At 49.8% G+C, this 17,663-nt stretch carries 21 protein-coding genes; 14 read left to right on the forward strand and 7 right to left on the reverse strand.

The genetic code is table 11. The features are described from left to right. Positions 1-45 precede the first annotated feature (45 nt). The 11 genes from B051_RS0116455 (at position 46) to B051_RS0116505 (ending at position 8,030) form a co-directional block, all read left to right on the forward strand. Positions 46-483 carry a hypothetical protein gene (locus B051_RS0116455; RefSeq protein ID WP_018479317.1) on the forward strand — a complete coding sequence of 146 codons (438 nt, stop codon included), beginning with the start codon at positions 46-48 and terminating at the stop codon, positions 481-483. Positions 484-777: 294 nt separating this feature from the next. Beyond that, entirely contained in the window at positions 778-1,401 is a 624-nt protein-coding gene (locus tag B051_RS0116460; protein ID WP_018479318.1) for a hypothetical protein, read from the forward strand. A 7-nt stretch (positions 1,402-1,408) separates the two neighbouring features. Continuing rightward, positions 1,409-1,717, forward strand: a complete 309-nt coding sequence (locus B051_RS0116465; RefSeq protein ID WP_026236467.1) for a winged helix-turn-helix domain-containing protein — start codon at positions 1,409-1,411, stop codon at positions 1,715-1,717. A gap of 82 nt (positions 1,718-1,799) precedes the next feature. Next, on the forward strand, positions 1,800-2,138 hold the full coding sequence (locus tag B051_RS0116470; RefSeq protein WP_026236468.1) for a hypothetical protein: 339 nt from the start codon (positions 1,800-1,802) through the stop codon (positions 2,136-2,138). A gap of 55 nt (positions 2,139-2,193) precedes the next feature. Further along, positions 2,194-3,438, forward strand: a complete 1,245-nt coding sequence (locus B051_RS0116475; RefSeq protein WP_018479321.1) for a DUF4153 domain-containing protein — start codon at positions 2,194-2,196, stop codon at positions 3,436-3,438. Between the two features lie 38 nt (positions 3,439-3,476). Further along, a complete protein-coding gene (locus B051_RS0116480) occupies positions 3,477-3,791 on the forward strand; it encodes a hypothetical protein (protein ID WP_018479322.1) in 315 nt (104 codons plus the stop codon). Between the two features lie 48 nt (positions 3,792-3,839). Beyond that, positions 3,840-4,130: a hypothetical protein gene (locus tag B051_RS0116485; RefSeq protein WP_018479323.1), complete on the forward strand. Its 291-nt coding sequence runs from the start codon at positions 3,840-3,842 to the stop codon at positions 4,128-4,130. A gap of 11 nt (positions 4,131-4,141) precedes the next feature. Then, the gene (locus B051_RS0116490; protein WP_018479324.1) at positions 4,142-4,414 is read left to right on the forward strand and encodes a hypothetical protein; all 273 of its coding nucleotides are present in this window, start codon (positions 4,142-4,144) and stop codon (positions 4,412-4,414) included. 390 nt (positions 4,415-4,804) lie between these two features. Continuing rightward, entirely contained in the window at positions 4,805-5,767 is a 963-nt protein-coding gene (locus B051_RS22900; RefSeq protein WP_018479325.1) for a DUF5996 family protein, read from the forward strand. A gap of 157 nt (positions 5,768-5,924) precedes the next feature. Continuing rightward, positions 5,925-6,875 (forward strand): adenylate/guanylate cyclase domain-containing protein, encoded by a 951-nt coding sequence (locus tag B051_RS0116500; protein WP_018479326.1) that lies wholly within the window; start codon positions 5,925-5,927, stop codon positions 6,873-6,875. Between the two features lie 177 nt (positions 6,876-7,052). Continuing rightward, positions 7,053-8,030, forward strand: coding sequence for a ring-cleaving dioxygenase (locus B051_RS0116505; RefSeq protein ID WP_018479327.1), 978 nt, complete (start codon positions 7,053-7,055; stop codon positions 8,028-8,030). A gap of 55 nt (positions 8,031-8,085) precedes the next feature. On the opposite strand, the gene B051_RS21525 is transcribed toward B051_RS0116505, so the two are convergent. The 7 genes from B051_RS21525 to B051_RS22505 form a co-directional block, all read right to left on the reverse strand. Then, the gene (locus B051_RS21525; protein WP_018479328.1) at positions 8,086-9,861 is read right to left on the reverse strand and encodes a SulP family inorganic anion transporter; all 1,776 of its coding nucleotides are present in this window, start codon (positions 9,859-9,861) and stop codon (positions 8,086-8,088) included. A gap of 8 nt (positions 9,862-9,869) precedes the next feature. Next, entirely contained in the window at positions 9,870-11,516 is a 1,647-nt protein-coding gene (locus B051_RS0116515) for a sulfatase-like hydrolase/transferase (protein WP_071594909.1), read from the reverse strand. Continuing rightward, positions 11,506-11,844, reverse strand: coding sequence for a hypothetical protein (locus B051_RS0116520; protein WP_018479330.1), 339 nt, complete (start codon positions 11,842-11,844; stop codon positions 11,506-11,508). The genes B051_RS0116515 and B051_RS0116520 overlap by 11 nt, the downstream gene beginning before the upstream one ends. A 19-nt stretch (positions 11,845-11,863) precedes the next feature. Further along, positions 11,864-12,844 carry a formylglycine-generating enzyme family protein gene (locus tag B051_RS0116525; RefSeq protein ID WP_018479331.1) on the reverse strand — a complete coding sequence of 327 codons (981 nt, stop codon included), beginning with the start codon at positions 12,842-12,844 and terminating at the stop codon, positions 11,864-11,866. 258 nt (positions 12,845-13,102) lie between these two features. Then, positions 13,103-13,915, reverse strand: coding sequence for a hypothetical protein (locus B051_RS0116530; protein ID WP_018479332.1), 813 nt, complete (start codon positions 13,913-13,915; stop codon positions 13,103-13,105). 156 nt (positions 13,916-14,071) lie between these two features. Continuing rightward, positions 14,072-14,464: a hypothetical protein gene (locus tag B051_RS22765; protein WP_071594910.1), complete on the reverse strand. Its 393-nt coding sequence runs from the start codon at positions 14,462-14,464 to the stop codon at positions 14,072-14,074. Continuing rightward, entirely contained in the window at positions 14,437-14,628 is a 192-nt protein-coding gene (locus B051_RS22505) for a hypothetical protein (protein WP_157578962.1), read from the reverse strand. The genes B051_RS22765 and B051_RS22505 overlap by 28 nt, the downstream gene beginning before the upstream one ends. A 259-nt stretch (positions 14,629-14,887) precedes the next feature. Here B051_RS22505 and B051_RS0116545 point away from each other — a divergent pair, with 259 nt between their 5' ends. From B051_RS0116545 to B051_RS0116555, 3 genes are all read left to right on the forward strand, one after another. Continuing rightward, positions 14,888-15,520: a TetR/AcrR family transcriptional regulator gene (locus tag B051_RS0116545; RefSeq protein ID WP_018479335.1), complete on the forward strand. Its 633-nt coding sequence runs from the start codon at positions 14,888-14,890 to the stop codon at positions 15,518-15,520. 411 nt (positions 15,521-15,931) lie between these two features. Further along, positions 15,932-16,588, forward strand: coding sequence for a hypothetical protein (locus tag B051_RS0116550; protein WP_018479336.1), 657 nt, complete (start codon positions 15,932-15,934; stop codon positions 16,586-16,588). Between the two features lie 370 nt (positions 16,589-16,958). Continuing rightward, the gene (locus B051_RS0116555; protein WP_018479337.1) at positions 16,959-17,639 is read left to right on the forward strand and encodes a site-2 protease family protein; all 681 of its coding nucleotides are present in this window, start codon (positions 16,959-16,961) and stop codon (positions 17,637-17,639) included. Positions 17,640-17,663: the final 24 nt, after the last annotated feature.

Genomic DNA, 17,663 nt, shown 5'->3' on the forward strand with positions numbered 1-17,663 from the left:
GTAACGAATTTCAAACCGCTTCATCTAATTATAAGATTTAAACGAATGGAGGAAAACATCATGGAAACAATTGCATCAACTGGCGTACCCAGTGCCGAGCGCCCTGCCTACGACCGAATCGCCACCGCTATCGCGCTACAGAAGTATACGTATGCGCTGGTTCCTATAGTGGCGGGACTTGACAAATTCACGCACCTGCTCACCGACTGGGGCCAATACCTGGCGCCGGTGGTGGCTGATATGCTGCCTTTCAGCACGGCTACCTTTATGGGTGTGGTGGGTATAATCGAAATCCTGGCTGGCCTGCTGGTGCTGATTAAGCCTAGAATCGGGGCGCTGGTGGTAGGGCTGTGGCTGGTAAGCATCTCTGTGAACCTGCTGCTCACCGGCCAGTATTTGGACATAGCGGTGCGTGACCTGGTCATGGCTGTCGGTGCCTTCTCGCTATACCTGCTGCTGGGTGAGGTGAAAACGCAGCGGTAATGTTCCCTGCTTGCTCTACTTACCTGTTTCCAAGCAGTGCCCATCAGGAGCAGGTATAGCAGGGTTTGAACCTGTAGCCTTTACTGCCCCCATATAACACGACAAGGCCAGATACAAGGGAATAACCTTCTATATCCGGCCTTGTCGTGTTATATGGGCACTATTTCCCCTCACTTCCTCATACCTGGCAGGGGCTATACCTGAACTGTACCGTATACCTGCAAAAAATAATTAAATCATATTGCTTGACTTTGCGTAAAGCCTTATTAACTTTGAAACACAAAGTACTTTAACATGAACCAGCAGCAAGACCAATTAGCCACCCTGCACGAAATCCGGAACATCATGGACCGCTCGTCGCGTTTTATTTCGCTGAGCGGACTTTCAGGAGTAGCAGCCGGCGTCTCGGCGCTCATCGGTGCGGCTGTCGTCAAGTGGTACCTGGTAACGCACAACATCAACTATCAGCAGGATGCAGGACTGAACCTGACCAGGGAAGCGGTTCTTTTTATGGTGGCCGTGGCGGCGTTTGTATTTATTCTCGCCTTCTGCTCGGCAGCCTATTTTACTATTCGCAACGTTCAGAAAACCAACCACCGGATATGGGACAGCAAAACGGAGCGGATGCTGGTCAACTTGTTTATACCCTTGGCAGCAGGCGGCATTTTCTGCGCCATCCTGATTTACCACAACCTGCTATACCTGGTGGCGCCTGTGATGCTTATTTTCTATGGATGTGCTTTGCTACATGCCAGCAAGTACACCCTGAGCGATATCCGGTACCTGGGCTTGTTTGAGATAGCATTGGGTTTGCTTGCCAGCTTCTTTGTAGGGTATGGTTTGCTGGCTTGGACTGTGGGTTTCGGGTTGCTGCACATCGTGTATGGTACGCTGATGTATTTCAAGTACGAACGCTAGCAGGCCTGTGAAAGATTACCTTGAAAATATAAATAAGGCCTTCGAAAGCAAGGCGCGGTTGGGCATTATGTCTGTGCTGATGGTGGAAGAGAGGGTTGACTTCAGTACGCTGAAAGACACGCTGCAACTGACAGACGGCAACCTGGCCAGCCACCTGCGCGCGCTGGAAGAGGCCGAATACCTGCAGGTGGAGAAGCAGTTTGTGGGCCGTAAGCCGAACACCACCTACCAGGCTACCCCAGCTGGCCGTGAGGCGTTCAACGCGCATCTGGATGCACTGGAACAGCTTATTTTGAACAACAGGAAGGACGCCTGATATTTTTTTGCATTCAAACTTTGAAACTCAAAGTACTTTAAATAAAAATAACGAATTCACGCACACATTAAATTATAATATCATGAACAAGAGAGACAATGCATCATCACAGCCAATTCACTCCAACCCACTAGGTATGCGCATGCTGGTGGGCGCGGGTATCGGGTTGGTACTCATCTCATTTTTCCTGCTCGGTGCAGGCGAGCCTGAACCAGAATGGTCCAGGTACTGGATGGTCAAGCCCCTGCTGGTTGTACCGTTGGCAGGTGCTATGGGTGGGCTGTTTTACCACCTCATGGATTATCTACGGTATGAAGGCGGCTGGCGCAGGGTATTGGCAAATGTCCTGAGCCTGCTGGTGCTCTTCCTTGTGCTTTGGCTAGGTATTGTGCTGGGACTGCACGGCACCATGTGGGACTAAGCATTCCGGCGAATCTGAAATCAGAACAGTGAATATGACTCAAAAGCCTAATACCATGAAAGACGAAATACTGAACCATCTAAACGACCCCGGGCAGCTCGAGAGGTTGTACCGAACCAACAAAGCACCGTTCAAGCGGGAGTTCAGCACGCTATACCCTGAACTGAGAGGCAACTCCCTGGCCGATTTCTGGAACGAAAGGCTGTACTACGAAAGTGATGAGATAAACTGGGGGACAGGCAGGGAGCTGTGGTTCGTGGTTGTCGCTTCACTCATCGCTGGTTTGATTGCCAAAATACCGGCCATGTTCCAGATAAACGAAGAGTTCTTCTACCCTAGGAATATTGGCTTCATCTTTCTGCCGCTCCTCACGGCCTACTTTGCCTGGAAAAACAACTTGCCCACCAGACAAGTTGCCATACTCTATGGCGTAATGCTGATTTCTCTCGTCTACATCAACTTCCTGCCTGTCTCCACCACAAGCGATACCCTGGTGCTGGCCTGCATCCATTTACCCTTGCTGCTGTGGGTGCTCCTGGGGGCCGCCTATGTAGGCCGAAACCTCTCGGATTATACCCGGCGGCTCGACTACCTCAGGTATAACGGCGACCTGATTGTGATGACGACCCTCATCCTGATTGCAGGCGGCATTATGACAGGGCTCACCATTGGGTTGTTTGCCTTGATTGGGTTCCAGATTGAGCAGTTCTATTTTGAGTACGTCGCCATTTTCGGGCTGGCAGCTGCGCCTATCGTAGGTACCTACCTCACCCAGACCAACCCGCAGCTGGTAAACAAGGTCTCTCCGGTTATCGCTAAGATTTTCAGCCCGCTGGTTTTAATCATGCTGGTGATATACCTGGGCGCCATCGTCTATTCCGGGAAAGACCCCTACAACGACAGGGAGTTCCTGATTATCTTCAACCTGCTGCTGATTGGGGTGATGGCCATCATTTTCTTCTCGGTGGCAGAAGGCTCCAAAACAGGCAGGAACACGACGGCTACCTGGGTGCTGTTCCTTTTGTCATCTGTAACGATTGTGGTGAATGGAATAGCCTTGTCGGCCATTCTGTTCCGGATAGCGGAGTGGGGCATTACCCCCAACAGGCTGGCCGTAATGGGCAGCAACCTGCTGATGCTGCTGAACCTGCTCTTCATTACAGTACAGCTTTTCAAGTCACTCACCAGGAAATCCGATATCGCGGCGGTTGGCAAATCCATCGCCCTCTTCCTGCCCATCTACTGCGCCTGGGCAATTGTCGTGATTTTCCTCTTCCCCTTGATTTTCAGCTTTGCATAATCCCTTACAGACAATAAAATTTTAACCATAAGAAATTTATGAACAACGAATCAAGTGCCTCAGAGTTGAGAATCAATCCTTTGACCATCATCAGCTGGATTTTTGGACTGCTCTTTTTCGCAGCCGGTTTTGTGAACACGTTTTGGGGAGGCGACACGGGCTTCGGGATTTTCATCATCCTGCTTTCGCTCGTGTACTTCCTTCCCGTGAATGACATCTTGAAGAAAATGGTAGGCTTCACTATACCTAGAATGAGGATAGTGAAAATCGTGCTGGGCATCTTCATCATTTGGGCCACGATGGGAGTAGGGGATTTACCCGACAAAGTAGAAATGATGCTGATGGATTTGTAATGCTAGAAAACTATTATAATTATATCCTTAACCTAAAACAGAACCATTATGCTTACACACAACAAAAGACTTATCGGTATTATGCTTACAGTAGTGTTTATACTACTCATTCCGCTGGTAGCCATGCAGTTCACCGACGAAGTAAACTGGGACGCATTTGATTTCTTGGTCATGGGTGTCCTGCTGTTTGGCACGGGCTTACTCTGTGAACTGGTCTTGCGAAAGATAAAAAGCCAGGACAATGCACTCGCTGTCATAGCCGTAATCCTAGTGGTGCTCTTCCTCATCTGGGCTGAGCTTGCAGTTGGTATATTTGGGTCACCATTCGCCGGAAGCTAAACATGAACACTATGAAAGACAACGTTATGACACTGAACATTACCAGCTGGATACTGGGTATAGTTATTTTCGCGATTGGTGTACTGAACCTGGTTTTGGTACATCCCGTTCCGGGGCTGGTTTTCCTGATTCTATCCTTGCTCTACATCCCACAGACCGATGCACAACTCAGGGGGAAACTCGGCTTTTCGATTCCGCTTGCTATAAAGATAATCCTGGGTCTGGTGAGTATCTGGTTCACGCTGGGTGTGAGCGACCTGGGCGACATGCTTGACAAATTGTAAAGGTATAGGGGACAGCAGCCGATTCAGGCAAACGGAGGTATGGATTTCCTCAGAACCCGTTGGAGGTGACACCTATACCTGCTGCGCCTCTTGAACAATATACAATTAACTGACTGAAAAGCCCCTCAGCCCAAGAGGAGGGGCTTTTCATTTTAGTAGGTACTGTCAGTCATCAATCTATTCCAAGGTATGCAGTTGCCACTGAGCCATACCTGCAGAAGGCGAGCAGTAGGTTTACTGAACTACAAACTCTTTGAAAGCCTGCGCAGCAAGCCAGGTATAGTCCGATGGACAACAGAGCTGGTAGAATGAAGCGAACGAACAACCTGATTGTGTACACCAGAAAGACAAAAAAGCAGGATGTGCGTTATAAGGAGAAACAGGTATACTATGAATTCTCCATGGCCCCCGCTTGCTTTCTCCGAAGCTAAAGACACGTACGAGACCCTGCACCTGTGGACGCAGATAGCAGGGAAAATACGCCTATCCAAAATGCACTGGATAAACCATTCCTGGCATGTCGCCCTATATGTGACGCCTACGGGCCTGTCTACTGGCGCCATACCTGACCAGGAGAAATACTTTCAACTCGACTTCGATTTCACAAAGCACCAACTGCAGGTCAGCACCAGCACGGGTGAGGCTCACAGCATCAGCCTGCAGGAGCTGTCAGTGGCCTCTTGCTACGAGAAGACATTACAAGCTCTGCGTGCGTTTGATATTCAAGTGAATATTCACGAAGTGCCGAATGAACTGGAAAATCCGATTCCTTTTCCAAAGGATTTCCAGCATGCCACCTATCATCCGGCGCATGCTGCAGCGCTCCACCAGGTGCTGATGCAAAGCCACAAAGTCCTCACCGAGTTTCGCGCCGCTTTCCAAGGCAAATGTAGTCCGGTCCATTTCTTCTGGGGGAGCTTTGACTTGGCCGTGTCCCGCTTCTCCGGTCGCGATGCGCCCAAGCATCCGGGAGGGGTGCCCAACCTTCCTGATTGGGTGGCACAGGATGCCTATTCAAAAGAAGTGTGCAGTTGCGGCTTTTGGCCAGGGAATGAGGCCTTTCCCAAGGCAGCGTATTACAGCTACATCTATCCGGAGCCAGAGGGGTATAAAGAAGCAGACATAACACCCAAACAGGCATACTACGAGGCACAACTGCGGGAATACATTCTACCCTATGAGGCGGTGCAGCAGGCCGACGACCCTGCAGGTATGCTTATGGATTTCTTGCAGAGCACCTATGAAGCAGCGGCAAATCTGGCAAAGTGGGACAGGGAAGCACTGGAAACAATAAATTTCAGCAAGGGGAGCAAAGGGGTCAGGAACGCTTACAAACAGACAAAAGGAGAATAGATTTCAAATTTCCCTGCCCGTTGTTGAAGGTATAGGCCCGCTAAGGGATTATTCGGGACAGGATTTCCGTTGCTTCCATGCGACAAGTCACACAGATAGGACTTGACTAGATTGAGTAGAAAAACCATCTATAAAAACAGTTTAGCTATTAGTGTTTATGGCCTGCCAGGTAGATTTTAAAGGCGAGAAAGTGGTGTCTGTAGAAGGTGGTCAGACCTTGTTGCAAGCATCACTGGCTGCCGGTATACCCCATTACCACGCCTGTGGCGGGAAAGGGCAATGTACTACCTGCCGCGTACTGGTAGTGGAAGGGCAGGAGAAGCTGACGCCGCCCACAAGCTACGAGCGCGCCATCCGGAACGTGAAGAAGTTCCCGGATATCGTACGGCTGGCTTGCCAATCTTATGTAACCGGCGAAGGGGTGGAGGTGCGTCGGTTGATTCGTGACGAAACAGACCGCTATATTTTTATAGACAGCCAGGAGGACAGCACCATGACCGTGATGGGAGAACGGCGCAAGCTGGCGCTTTTCTTCATCGACATTCGCAGCTTTACCCCCTTCATAGAGGCCAATCTTCCCTTCGATGTCATCCACATCATGCGAAGGATTTTTGGGCTCTTTCGTAATGCCATCGCCTTGTACCAAGGCGAAATCATCGATACGTCTGGGGACGGGCTGTACGCGGTTTTTGGGCTTAACAGCCGCATCAAGAAAGCAACTGAGTCGGCTGTGCTGGCAGGCCTGAAAATTCTGGAAGATATCAAAATCTTCAACAACACCTACATGCGACCCTACTTCAACCATACCTTTGAGGTAGGTATAGGCGTGCACGTGGGAAATGTGATTGTGGGGAATGTGGGCATTGGTATAAGTAATAACCTCACGGTGATGGGCTTTCCGGTGAATATAGCCGCCCGGTTGCAGGCAGCCACCAAGGAGCTCGACAATAGCTTTGTGATTTCAGCCATTGCGTATCGCTTGCTTCGGAACCCGCCGTATGCCGTAGGTTGCAATTACCTGAACCTAAAGGGTGTCAGCAATGCCTACGAGGTCAAGCTGATAGGAAAACCCTACGAGGTAAAACAAGGAAAAGAAGGTCTTGGCTAGCCTGATTTTACCTCTTGCACTCTACGCGCACCTGCTTTAGAGCCTTTCCCCAACTCACCACATGGGTCAGTCAGGCTATAGTGAAGTACTTGAAGACATATTGAACGTAGCGTCTGGCCACTAAGCTCGTAGTACAAGTATAGGGTTTTAGAACCGTTTCACTCACACAATCACTACATGAACCAACTGAGAGGAATACACCACGTCACAGCCATCACCAGCAGCGCAGAAAAGAACTATGACTTTTTCACGAACGTGCTAGGTATGCGCCTGGTGAAAAAGACAGTCAACCAAGACGATATACAGACCTATCATCTGTTTTTTGCCGATGACAAAGGGAGCCCCGGTACAGACATGACTTTCTTTGACTTCCCAGGCATTCCGAAAGGGGTGCACGGCACCAATGAGATTTCCAAGACATCCTTCCGGGTCCCGACAGATGCAGCTCTAAGCTATTGGGAAAAGCGGTTTGACCGTCTGGAAGTTAAACACACCGGAATCAAAGAACAGTTTGGCAAGAAAGCACTCTCTTTTGTCGATTTTGAGGACCAGCAATACCAATTGATTTCAGACGAATTGGATAAGGGGGTGGCGCCCGGCATACCTTGGCAGAAAGGCCCGGTTCCGCTGGAGCATGCCATTAGGGGACTCGGCCCTGTTTTTGTGCGCATATCCCAATTTGATGCCTTGAAAGGGATATTCGAGAAAGTGCTTCTATTCAAAGAGACTGCGCAAGAAGGAGCGTTTCATCTATTTGAAATGGGGGAGGGTGGAAACGGTGCCTCCGTGATAGTAGAAGACAACCCCAATCTGCGGCAGGCCCAGCAGGGTTTTGGCACGGTCCACCATGCGGCATTCAGGGTAGCAGACCGAGCCGTGCTAGACGAGTGGACCGAATGGATGAGCCAGGTAGGGCTTCCTACATCGGGTTACGTCAACCGCCACTTCTTCGAGTCCTTGTACACCCGGGTCGCGCCACAGATTCTATTTGAATTGGCCACAGATGGCCCCGGTTTCATGGGGGATGAGCCCTACGAAACGCTTGGGGAGAAACTATCCTTGCCTCCCTTCCTAGAGCCGAAACGGGCACAAATAGAAAAACTAGTACGCCCGATTGACACCATGAGAAGCACTAAGGAATTTACTAAGGAATAAAAAAAGGTATGGCTAGCCATCAAGCTAGCCAGGAAGCATGAAGTGAAGTCTCGAATCAATGTTGAGCAGGCGCTGCTTCATCTTCCAGCAGCCAGGCTTCTGCGTCAACCACCGCGTTATGCGTGGAGAGTCCGAGAACAGGTTCTACCTTGAAAGCTTTTACCGGCCCGTTTATACGCAGTTTGTCGGAGTTCATCACCTCCCGGTATACCTGTTCGCTGACCCCGGTCAAGTATAGCTTTCCTTTCTGGCTCTGTAACAGGCTGGAGTAGTCTGCCAGTACAGAAATGAGGGTGGCTCCCAGGTGCGTGCGTCCTCTCAGGCGCAGTATAACCACGGGGTTTTCAACGTTACCTGGTTTTGGCAGCAGATGCTCCAAGGTCCTGGCGCCTGCATAAAACAGGTTCCCATACACATTGAGTACCGTCACCTGATTCCCTGTCAACTTTTTGGGAGGCGTATGTTCTTCTATTTTCCCATCCGAACGCTTTCGAAGTTCCACTAAGGATACTTCAGTGGACGAACGGGTCACGAAAAGGAAAGCGGAGAGGAGCACGCCTATACCTACCGCAGTAGGTATAGGCAGAATCAGGGTGGCCCCAAAGGTAACTCCCCCTGCGAGCAATGACGGCCACGATTTCCAGCCGGAATTCCAGGTAGAGACAATATCAGAAAGCTTGATGCTCCGGATACCGGCCAGTATGAGCATGGCACCCAGAGAAGGCATGGCGGTATGAGCCACTATACTTGACAGCGCAACAACAATCAGAGTCATCGAAAGCCCTGAGAAAATGACCGACCATCTGGTTTGTGCCCTGGCCAGCACATTGACGGCAGTGGTGCCTAACGAGCCACCTACTGGAAGCCCCTGAAAAAAACCGCTCGCCATATTACCAACCCCCTGCGCCACGAAATCACGCGAGGTGCTGGTGCTCTGGCCATTTTTGTTTGGAACGTTCTGGCTGACACCGGCTCCCTGTATGAGAATGACAATCGCTACCGCCATAGCCCCGGTTATGATGTCCATATTGATAGCAGAAAAAGGCGGTACGGCCAGTCTAGGGAAGCCACCGGTGATGTCACCGACATCCTGCACTACTTTTACATCTTCCAGCCCTACTATAAAGACAATCAGTGACGGGATGGCGATGGCAATCAAGGCAAAGAACTTCTTAAGCGGGGTTTTTTGCAGGAAGATGGCAAGCAATATGGTTAATGCAGCCATTGAGGTGGTAGGCAAATGCACCTGATTTATATGCCATAGCAGATTAAATGTCCTGACAATGCTGTTGCTCCCGCTAGCTTCATAACCTGTAGCAGTCGGGAGTTGGCTCATGACCAACAGCACTGAGATGCCGGTCAGGAAACCAGTCATCACCGAGAATGAAACAAACCGTGTCAAACGTCCCATACCTAGCAGCCCCATTGCCGCCTGAAAAACCCCGATAAGCACTACCAGCAGAAAAAATACCTTCGACCGCTCCTCCGCCGGTAAACTACCCAACGTCTGGCCCGCCATGATTGCCGAAGCGCTGGTTGCGGTAATCACCATCAGTTGCGTGCTAGAAAAAAGGCCTCCTACCAATGGTCCCGCTATACAGGCGTAGAGACCGTAGATGGGGTTCACGCCGGCCAGCAAGCCATTCGCCATACCATCTGGCAGACTGCTGACGGCGGTAGTCAACCCGGCGATGCCGTCCTGCTGGAGTTTGTTGCGTGGCGGTACTTTTCTGGAGGCGTTTTGAACCGCATCGCGCAGCACGGTGAGACCGGGCAGATGAAATTCCTCGTCTGTCGTTGTGTCCTTGTCCTCAGTAGAAGTTTCCCGCATTGTCAAACTTAGTGATTAGTCTCGTCGCCCGTTTTTCGGGTCCCGAATAGGTTCAGGTCAAAGGGTGCCTGGTCGTCGCCTATTTCTTCCACAATAAGATGGTGCAGTTTCTGGAGCATTTTCTCAGCCGCTTGCGGGTCATGCTTCGGGTGGTCTGGGTGCGCCAGGTTGTCCAGTTCCAGCGGGTCGTTGATCAGGTCGTGCAGGGTGACATCACTGTGGGCGTACAATTCTTCTAATGTGGCAGGGTTACCATAGTTACTCGGGCTGAACCAGCGTACTAGTTTATACTGTCCGTCCACCACAGTCCGGTAGAAGGTCCGGTTATTGAAATCTGGAGCACCGTATTTTTTCCCGGCTGCCTGCATGTGCTCTTGTCTGTCTTCTGTCGCTGGTATTCCCGTCAGTGCCTGGAGAGCACCCGATACAGACCACTTTTCATCCAGCATGTGCAGGCCATCCCAGCAGTAGAGCGCCCCTTTTCCCGGCTCACTCTGGCTGCCGCGGGGGCCTGCCGTAGTTGGGTTCATAATGGCCGATTTGAGGCTGTTGCCTTTCAGGTGCGGGTATCGGGTTTTGATTTCATGTTCTTGGAGTCCTGCGAATTCCAGCAGGGTTGGAGCCAGGTCCAGGTGGGAACCCACAGCGGAAGTACGCGCACCTTTTGGTCCATCCGGTACGCAAACTGTCAAGCTGACAACAGCCGCTTCATCGTAATGGATGCCACCTTTCTGGCTCATCCTGTGCGCGCCATTCATTTCGCCGTGGTCGCAAGTAAACACGACGATAGTATCTTTCCAGAGGTCGAGCCTGTCCAGTGCCTCGATGATTTTGTTGAATTCATAGTCCACCAGCCGCATGGCGTTGATGAGGTAATTCCGTCTTTTGCGCCAGAGTTCGGGCCGGTTCTCCGGTACCTTTCCATAGTTTTTGTCGATAAAATCTTTGTAATGCTGTACCGCGAAAGGCTGGTATTGTAAATCGTCCTCGAAGTTTTCTGGCAGCTCAACCGGCCATTCTTTCTCAAACCAGCTCAAACGCTGTGCAGGAGTTTTCATACCGGCTATTGCGCCATTCGGAACCGGTTCCTCAATCGGGTCGCTCTGAAAGAACATGATGTCATGCGGATTGATGAGATTGCAGAGCAGGAGCCAGGGTTGGTCTAGCTGTGAGGATTTGTGTTCAAGCCAGTCGATAGTCTCGAATACGGCGGTGCCATCTACCTTAGCGCCTTCCAGGGGCATGCCAAACATTTCTCCCCATTGCTGAAAATCTGAGAACCCATAGCGCTCCAGTGCATCCTCGCTGTGCGGGACTTCTGAAAGATGCCATTTGCCCTTGAAAGCAGTATAATAGCCTTGCTCCCGCATCATATGCCCAATGGTTGGAAACTCTTGGCTTAATTCGTGTATCCAGGCGAAGTTGGTGTTATCCCACAAACCCGTTTTTATGGCGTGGACCCCCGTCCACATAGTTGCCCTTGAGGGCGTACAGATGGGCACGGTGCAGTATTGCCTTTCGAAGGTAACCCCCTGCGCCTCCAGCCTTTCCATTGCTGGGAATCTGACTCCTTCGGGTACTTCCATGTGTGTTTGCCATTGGTCCATGCACAGTATCAGGATATTCTTTTGGCCGGCGCCTTGTTTATTTTCCATAGCTGATGTTGGGTTTGGTTGTTTCTTCTTGTTTTCCTTTTTCATGCCACCAGGCAAGGGGGAACAGGATGGCCATGCTGGTGAGCGAAAGGATGACGACCATGACCAGCGGGCCCTTACTTTCAAAACTGAGTGTGGTGACTATGATGAAAATGGTTAGGACTGGAACCAGCAAGCAGTCGGCAGCTATCATTAACATACCCCTCTTTTTATTTCGGAGCGGTTTGACGATTTCATGGAAGGTATACGCCAATCCGGCAGAGAGCATGCTGAGTACCGAAAACACTGGCACAATGATGTTGAGGAACTTTGGCAGAAGACCATCCATTCAGTCTGAGTTTAATTTGTCACAATTCCCCTGCAGATGGGTTTGGTTTCCTGACGATGCAGCGGAAGCCGATGTGGCTGGCGGAGGATTCAATCGCCTCGCCTTGTCGGGCTGCCGGCCGGTAGCGAAGGCAATAATTGGGAGCACACAGAAAGGAACCTCCTTTCAGCACTTTCTTGGGGATATTGCTTCCTGGTTGGTTTTGGACGAAGCCAGATTCTGCTGTTGATACCTTTGGATTGCGTGGCACGCAACAAGCTTTGGCTGCATCTTCCGGGTGCCTCGGGCGAAAGAAGTCATCGGTCCATTCCCATACATTACCCGTCATGTCATACAGGCCATACCCGTTTGCTGGGAAAGCACCTACCGGGGAGGTGCCTTCGTAGCCATCGGTTTGCAGGTTATGCCAGGGAAACTCCCCCTGCCAGGTGTTGGCGAGTATCTGTCCGTCCGGGGTAAAATCGTCTCCCCAGGTATAGACGGCTCCTTCCAGTCCGCCGCGTGCGGCAAATTCCCATTCGGCCTCGGTAGGCAGGCTTTTCCCCACCCATTCGCAGTAGGCGGCTGCATCCTCGTGCGTAACATGCACTACCGGATGGTCTTCCCGGCCGTGCAGGTTGCTGGTTGAGCCTTCGGGGTTTTTCCAGCAAGTACCTGGTACATAGGCCCACCAGGAAAGGTGATTTTTCAAGCTTACCTTACAAGCCGGCTTTTGGAAGACAAGGGAACCTGGCACCAGCAAGGCGGGGTCAACTCCAGGGTAATCCGTCGGGTTAGGGAAGCGTTCAGCGACGGTCTGGTAACCTGTCGCTTTGACAAAAGCGCTGAATTCTGCATTCGTCACCAGGTATTTGTCCATCCAGAAACCGTCTACCGCCACGCGGTGCACCGGTTTTTCCTCCGGGTAAAAGTCGTTGGAGCCCATCTCAAACGTTCCTCCGGGAATCCATACCATCTGGTCAAAGGCCTGGTTTGTGTTTGTTTCCAGCAGCTCCAGCATACTTCTTTGAAATAGAATACTTTAGGGTAAACGTATAGGCATTCAGTGGGTTGATGAAATTCGAATTGTACAGGTAGCAGGGAGAAGTATAGGTGTGTGCATACCTATACATGGCTTAGGAAAAAAAACCAAGAAGGCTTAGTTCTGTGCAGTGAATCAGCTTGTAGTGATTCAGTGAACCAAATGCAGATAAATCTGCTGGTGTCGCTCCGGACTCAGATTTATGGAGACAAGTGCCATGACCTGCATTCACCAAGATCAGCGCTGAGCTAATGTTCTTTGTCTTCTTTCAGCGTTTCGGAAGAAGGAGACTATAGCTGTCAGAGCCACAACTGCTAAACAAACCCAGGCAGTGGTAATGATTTGAGGGCTTTCTTCCAGGTCTAGCTGGCGGTGTTTTAAAATGATACCGTAGAGTGCCCATACACCTACTAGACCAATATAGGGGTTAGTCCGGGTGAAGACAACGAATACGACAATCAAAGTGGCAGTCACTATCATAATCGTAGTCCAGGTACCAGCACCCAGGGCGAAGCCATCCCATCCTAAACCAACCAAAGCAGAACTAATGTTGGCCACTGTGGCGATAATAATCCAACCAAAATATAAGCTAAGGGGCACCTGTGTAAACCACTTGGAGGCAGCAGAACGACCTTTGTCGAATATGCCTAGCCGCAGATGCATCGCCAGCAGCGTTGCCAACTGCGTCAGGATGAGCACCACCGACAGCACCAGCCATTCGTTCACCCAGGCAATAGTCCAGGCACCTGTGGCCAGGTTGTTCAGCATGAATAAGTAGCCTAGTCGCTGCAGGTCCACATTTGCCTCATGCTGAGGTGACTCCTTATAGGCTTTGATTAAATGGTAAATGCAGAAAGCGGAAAGGGCTACGTAGATAATGCCCCAGATGGAGAAGGTTATACCTGCGGGCGTGAACAGCGCCGGGTATTTATCCGACACGTCGCCGATGGTCTGGTCATTGAAAAGCCTGAGCTGCGTTAGCTGCGACGGCAACAAATGCAACAGGAAGAAAAGCGTGTTCAGGACGGCCAGAGTTTTGACATTTCTCATAGTGTAGGCGACATATTTACATGAAGCTATACTTTACGCAAAATAGTTGCTTTCAACTATGAGTCTGTTATTAGTAAGGGGTTGGCCCAGCATTTTAAGATGTGCAAGAGGCAGTTGCAATGTAAATCTTGTAGAGTTGCTTTTGAAAGCGATTCATTACAGGATTCTGGAGCCTGTACACTTGTTCTGGAAGCGGTAGAAAAGAAGGCCTCCCACTGCGTAAAGTGCTACATCGACCCAGTCGCCGGTATAGCGGGGCATAAACATCGGGAACAATACCTCGAAGGCCAGCGTGAAATATAGCACCGTAAAAGCCACGTGGTACCAGGAGAGGCGCAACTGAGTACCGTAAAAAAATCGCAATACAAACAACGTAATGGAAAGTACCAGCGGAAGACAGAGCAAATCATCAAGGTAGTGCTGCACCCACTCTGGTCTTGATAAGCCTAGCCAACGCCACCCCCAATGCCCCAGATATACTGCTGCCAGCATCCAGAAGAGCCATCCAAAGGTGCTCCAGTTTAACCGGCTAGCAATGCGATAAGCCATATGATGAGAGAAACAATGGACGCAAATGCAATCTGAAATCCCAAGCCTATGCGCTTGTAGAATTTGGTGAACCAAGAATCATCCGGGTTTATTTGGATGAACTCAATCGAGAAGCGCTTTTCCTCCTCTTGTTCGCGTTGTTGCCGTGCTTTCTGGCGTTCCACGGCTTGCGGATCAAGTATAGCTTGACAGTGTTCGCAACGGTCAGAGGGGCTTTGGCTCCATCGGGACCACTGACCGCACTGTGGACATTTTTTGCTGGAATTCATAGGAATCAAGGTATATAAGCGACCAGCTCTGCTATCTGCTGAAACGATTATCGGTATCTAAGAGCTAATTAGCACATTAAATAGTTTACGTATAGCTCAATTGAGCTAATACAAAGGTAGTAGTTTTTCGTTAATTTAGCTCCAAAGAGCTAATATGAAAGAAAAGATTATCAGTCAGGCAGTAGAGGTGTTCAACCGGAAGGGCATCAGCAAGACCACACTTCGGGATATTGCCCATGAACTGGCCATCAGCGACGGGCACCTGCGGTATTACTTCAAGACCAAGGAAGAACTGGTGCTCGCTATCTTTTCAGAAATGGAGAGAGAAATCACATCTTTCGCCACCAAGGCTGTCACCAATTTCACAGATGCCCAAGCCTTGGTGGCCCCTCTCACTGACATTTACCAGGTCATGTACCGGTATGTCTTCTTTTTCATAGAATCTGCGCCCATTTTAGAGACATTCCCTAGGGTGTACGTGGCTTACGAGCAGCTTTTCCAAAGCAGGAGGGAATTATTTTTAGCCTTGTTTGAGGAATACAAAAGCAACGGCATTTTTGAGGATGAAGTAGCTGTCCACATATTTCCGCTCCTGTTCGAGCAGGTGTTCATTATCTCTGATAGTTGGGTAAGGTATGCGCGGCTGCCTCAAAACAGACATCATACCCAGGAGAAGCAGATAAAATACTATGTGGCAGTCACTGTGGCTTTGTTTCTCCCATACTTCAATGCGTCACTAAAAGACGAAGTCTCAGCCTGGCTCAAGCAGGTTGATGAGTTACAATAACATGTGGTAAACAAACCATATCCAGAAGCCTCAGTAGCCTCCTTTATCTGGATAGGGTTGATTGATAAAACTTTCAGTAGGTTGCTTTGCAGACGGTTTTGCGGCAATCATCAATATCAGCCATAGCGAGTAGGATGTGGTGATACTGGGCAATATGCTGACAGGTATAGCTGGTATAAAAATCTGCAAAATCACCCGAAGGCGGAACATTGAGTGCTTGTCATTATAAAGGTACTCATCTGGCAATTACCCTGTTGGCTGTATTGCCATCGACGAGGCTTCGGATTCCTGCAGTCATTCAATATACGGCATAAGGAGTGTGCATAAAATCCACTCTTGGAACACCGGCAAACGTTTAACAGAAGGTAATACTACCGCAACGCTTAGACGAAACTCTTTAGGATAAACAAGATGAATGGATTGATTTACATGCTAGCTCTGCTTGTGATTACCTCCTGCAAAGACAAAACGGCTTCCATGGAAGAATCTGCTCTGCAAGCCGAGACTACCACCATAGCTAATTCTCAGATGAAACCTTCTGAAAAGTTGCGGGAGGCACGGGCTATAAGGAATGTTGAGGACATCAGGGAGGAGTATGCCTACATTACCTCCGTGTTGGAAAGCGGCAGGCTTGATTCAGCCTCGTTCAGCTACAATTGTAACGATGAGAAGAAAGGAACGGCGACTTATTTTTCTGAGAAAGGGCAGCTCCGGATGGTCAGGCACACCTACAGTGAGTACAGTCACTTTTCAGCCGTTGACAGCTATTATGTAAAAGAGGATGCTCTGTTTTTCGTATTTCACAATCGTTTGACGTGGAGTTTTGTACATCAGGGCCAAACCAGGGATAATGTGACAGAGAATCGGGTTTACATCATAGATGACGAACCAGTAAAGTGCCTTCAAAAGAAGTATACTGAATACTCGAGAACGAATGGCGCTCCCCAATCCGAACAGGTTGACAACAAGGAGGTTGACTGCTCTTCACTTGGATTCGTACAGAAGGATTTTCAGTCACTTGCAAGGTATAGGAAGCAGCGGGAGGACCTTCAGTGTCTGGAGCTCTGATTCTAAACAGGTGCACCCTCCCTACCCAGCGGGCTGCGTCATGCAGTATGTCTCCAGTCCGCAACAACTGCTTCGCTGTTTTGCTGCTCTTCCGATACCGGCAGAGGCACCCGTCTAAATACATTCTTTTAGCTTATTGATATTTTGAGGTATTGGTAGCTGGGTTGGGAAGTCCAGTGTTCGCCGTGGGCTCTACTTTCCCTTCAGTCTTAGTGAAAGCTTTGTCTGCTGTTGTGCTGTGCGTCCACAGCCTTTTGTACTTAATGACAACGCAAATTCCTATTTTGAGCCTTTACTTATAAGCCAAGGTATGCATTAAAAAGCTACGTAAGCCGTAACTCAATTCCTGGTTGCCGTAACAGGTATAGTCATGTTTGGATTCCAGGACATACCGAAGTTTGTACTAGCCTTCTTTCTGGTGCTTCCGATAATTTCCTTTCTGCACGAGGCCGGCCATGTGTTCTTTGCCTGGCTAATGGGCGGCAGAAACATCAGAGTAACTGTTGGCACCGGAGATGTACTTTTTCGGTTGGGCATGCTGGAAGTACGCAAATACTATTTCTGGTATGGCCTCTGCTCTTTTGATAACCTGAAGTACAAGCACCGAATAGCTAACATCCTCATCTTTTCAGGCGGAATGCTGTTCAATGCGATAGCAGCCATTGCTGTGATGTACTTTGTCGAAAAAGGAACAGTGGAGGCAGGTATGCTTACCTATCAGTTTACTTACTTTTCCATGTACTACATCTTCTTCGCGCTGCTGCCCATGCCTTACCCGGATGGAAGCTACAGTGATGGAAAAATCATACTCGACCTGATTCGGAACAAGCCTCACTTGGCTGAAAATACCTACCGGATTACCTGGAGTGAGGAAGAGGAGCAGTGGCAAGTGTTGGATTATGCCAATACGACGTTAGGGACTTTCAAAGAGGAGGAGGACGCGCTTGACCGGGCGCACCAATTAGCGCAGGAAAACCGGCCTAGCCGCTTGCTTCATACAAAAAGTGGCAAAGAAGTAGAAGTCTCTAATTATCCCCGGGTGCCGTTATGAATCTTTACGGTTGTTCATACCTCT

The sequence above is a fragment of the Pontibacter roseus DSM 17521 genome, from assembly GCF_000373265.1.
Lineage (GTDB): Bacteria > Bacteroidota > Bacteroidia > Cytophagales > Hymenobacteraceae > Pontibacter > Pontibacter roseus.

Bases quoted from the DNA above. Each gene is read 5' to 3' on its own strand.
- B051_RS0116455 (WP_018479317.1), top strand. From the start codon at position 46: ATGGAGGAAAACATCATGGAAACAATTGCATCAACTGGCGTACCCAGT.
- B051_RS0116460 (WP_018479318.1), top strand. From the start codon at position 778: ATGAACCAGCAGCAAGACCAATTAGCCACCCTGCACGAAATCCGGAAC.
- B051_RS0116470 (WP_026236468.1), top strand. From the start codon at position 1,800: ATGAACAAGAGAGACAATGCATCATCACAGCCAATTCACTCCAACCCA.
- B051_RS0116475 (WP_018479321.1), top strand. From the start codon at position 2,194: ATGAAAGACGAAATACTGAACCATCTAAACGACCCCGGGCAGCTCGAG.
- B051_RS0116480 (WP_018479322.1), top strand. From the start codon at position 3,477: ATGAACAACGAATCAAGTGCCTCAGAGTTGAGAATCAATCCTTTGACC.
- B051_RS0116485 (WP_018479323.1), top strand. From the start codon at position 3,840: ATGCTTACACACAACAAAAGACTTATCGGTATTATGCTTACAGTAGTG.
- B051_RS0116490 (WP_018479324.1), top strand. From the start codon at position 4,142: ATGAAAGACAACGTTATGACACTGAACATTACCAGCTGGATACTGGGT.
- B051_RS22900 (WP_018479325.1), top strand. From the start codon at position 4,805: ATGAATTCTCCATGGCCCCCGCTTGCTTTCTCCGAAGCTAAAGACACG.
- B051_RS0116500 (WP_018479326.1), top strand. From the start codon at position 5,925: ATGGCCTGCCAGGTAGATTTTAAAGGCGAGAAAGTGGTGTCTGTAGAA.
- B051_RS0116505 (WP_018479327.1), top strand. From the start codon at position 7,053: ATGAACCAACTGAGAGGAATACACCACGTCACAGCCATCACCAGCAGC.
- B051_RS21525 (WP_018479328.1), bottom strand. From the start codon at position 9,861: ATGCGGGAAACTTCTACTGAGGACAAGGACACAACGACAGACGAGGAA.
- B051_RS0116515 (WP_071594909.1), bottom strand. From the start codon at position 11,516: ATGGAAAATAAACAAGGCGCCGGCCAAAAGAATATCCTGATACTGTGC.
- B051_RS0116520 (WP_018479330.1), bottom strand. From the start codon at position 11,844: ATGGATGGTCTTCTGCCAAAGTTCCTCAACATCATTGTGCCAGTGTTT.
- B051_RS0116525 (WP_018479331.1), bottom strand. From the start codon at position 12,844: ATGCTGGAGCTGCTGGAAACAAACACAAACCAGGCCTTTGACCAGATG.
- B051_RS0116530 (WP_018479332.1), bottom strand. From the start codon at position 13,915: ATGAGAAATGTCAAAACTCTGGCCGTCCTGAACACGCTTTTCTTCCTG.
- B051_RS22765 (WP_071594910.1), bottom strand. From the start codon at position 14,464: ATGGCTTATCGCATTGCTAGCCGGTTAAACTGGAGCACCTTTGGATGG.
- B051_RS0116545 (WP_018479335.1), top strand. From the start codon at position 14,888: ATGAAAGAAAAGATTATCAGTCAGGCAGTAGAGGTGTTCAACCGGAAG.
- B051_RS0116550 (WP_018479336.1), top strand. From the start codon at position 15,932: ATGAATGGATTGATTTACATGCTAGCTCTGCTTGTGATTACCTCCTGC.
- B051_RS0116555 (WP_018479337.1), top strand. From the start codon at position 16,959: ATGTTTGGATTCCAGGACATACCGAAGTTTGTACTAGCCTTCTTTCTG.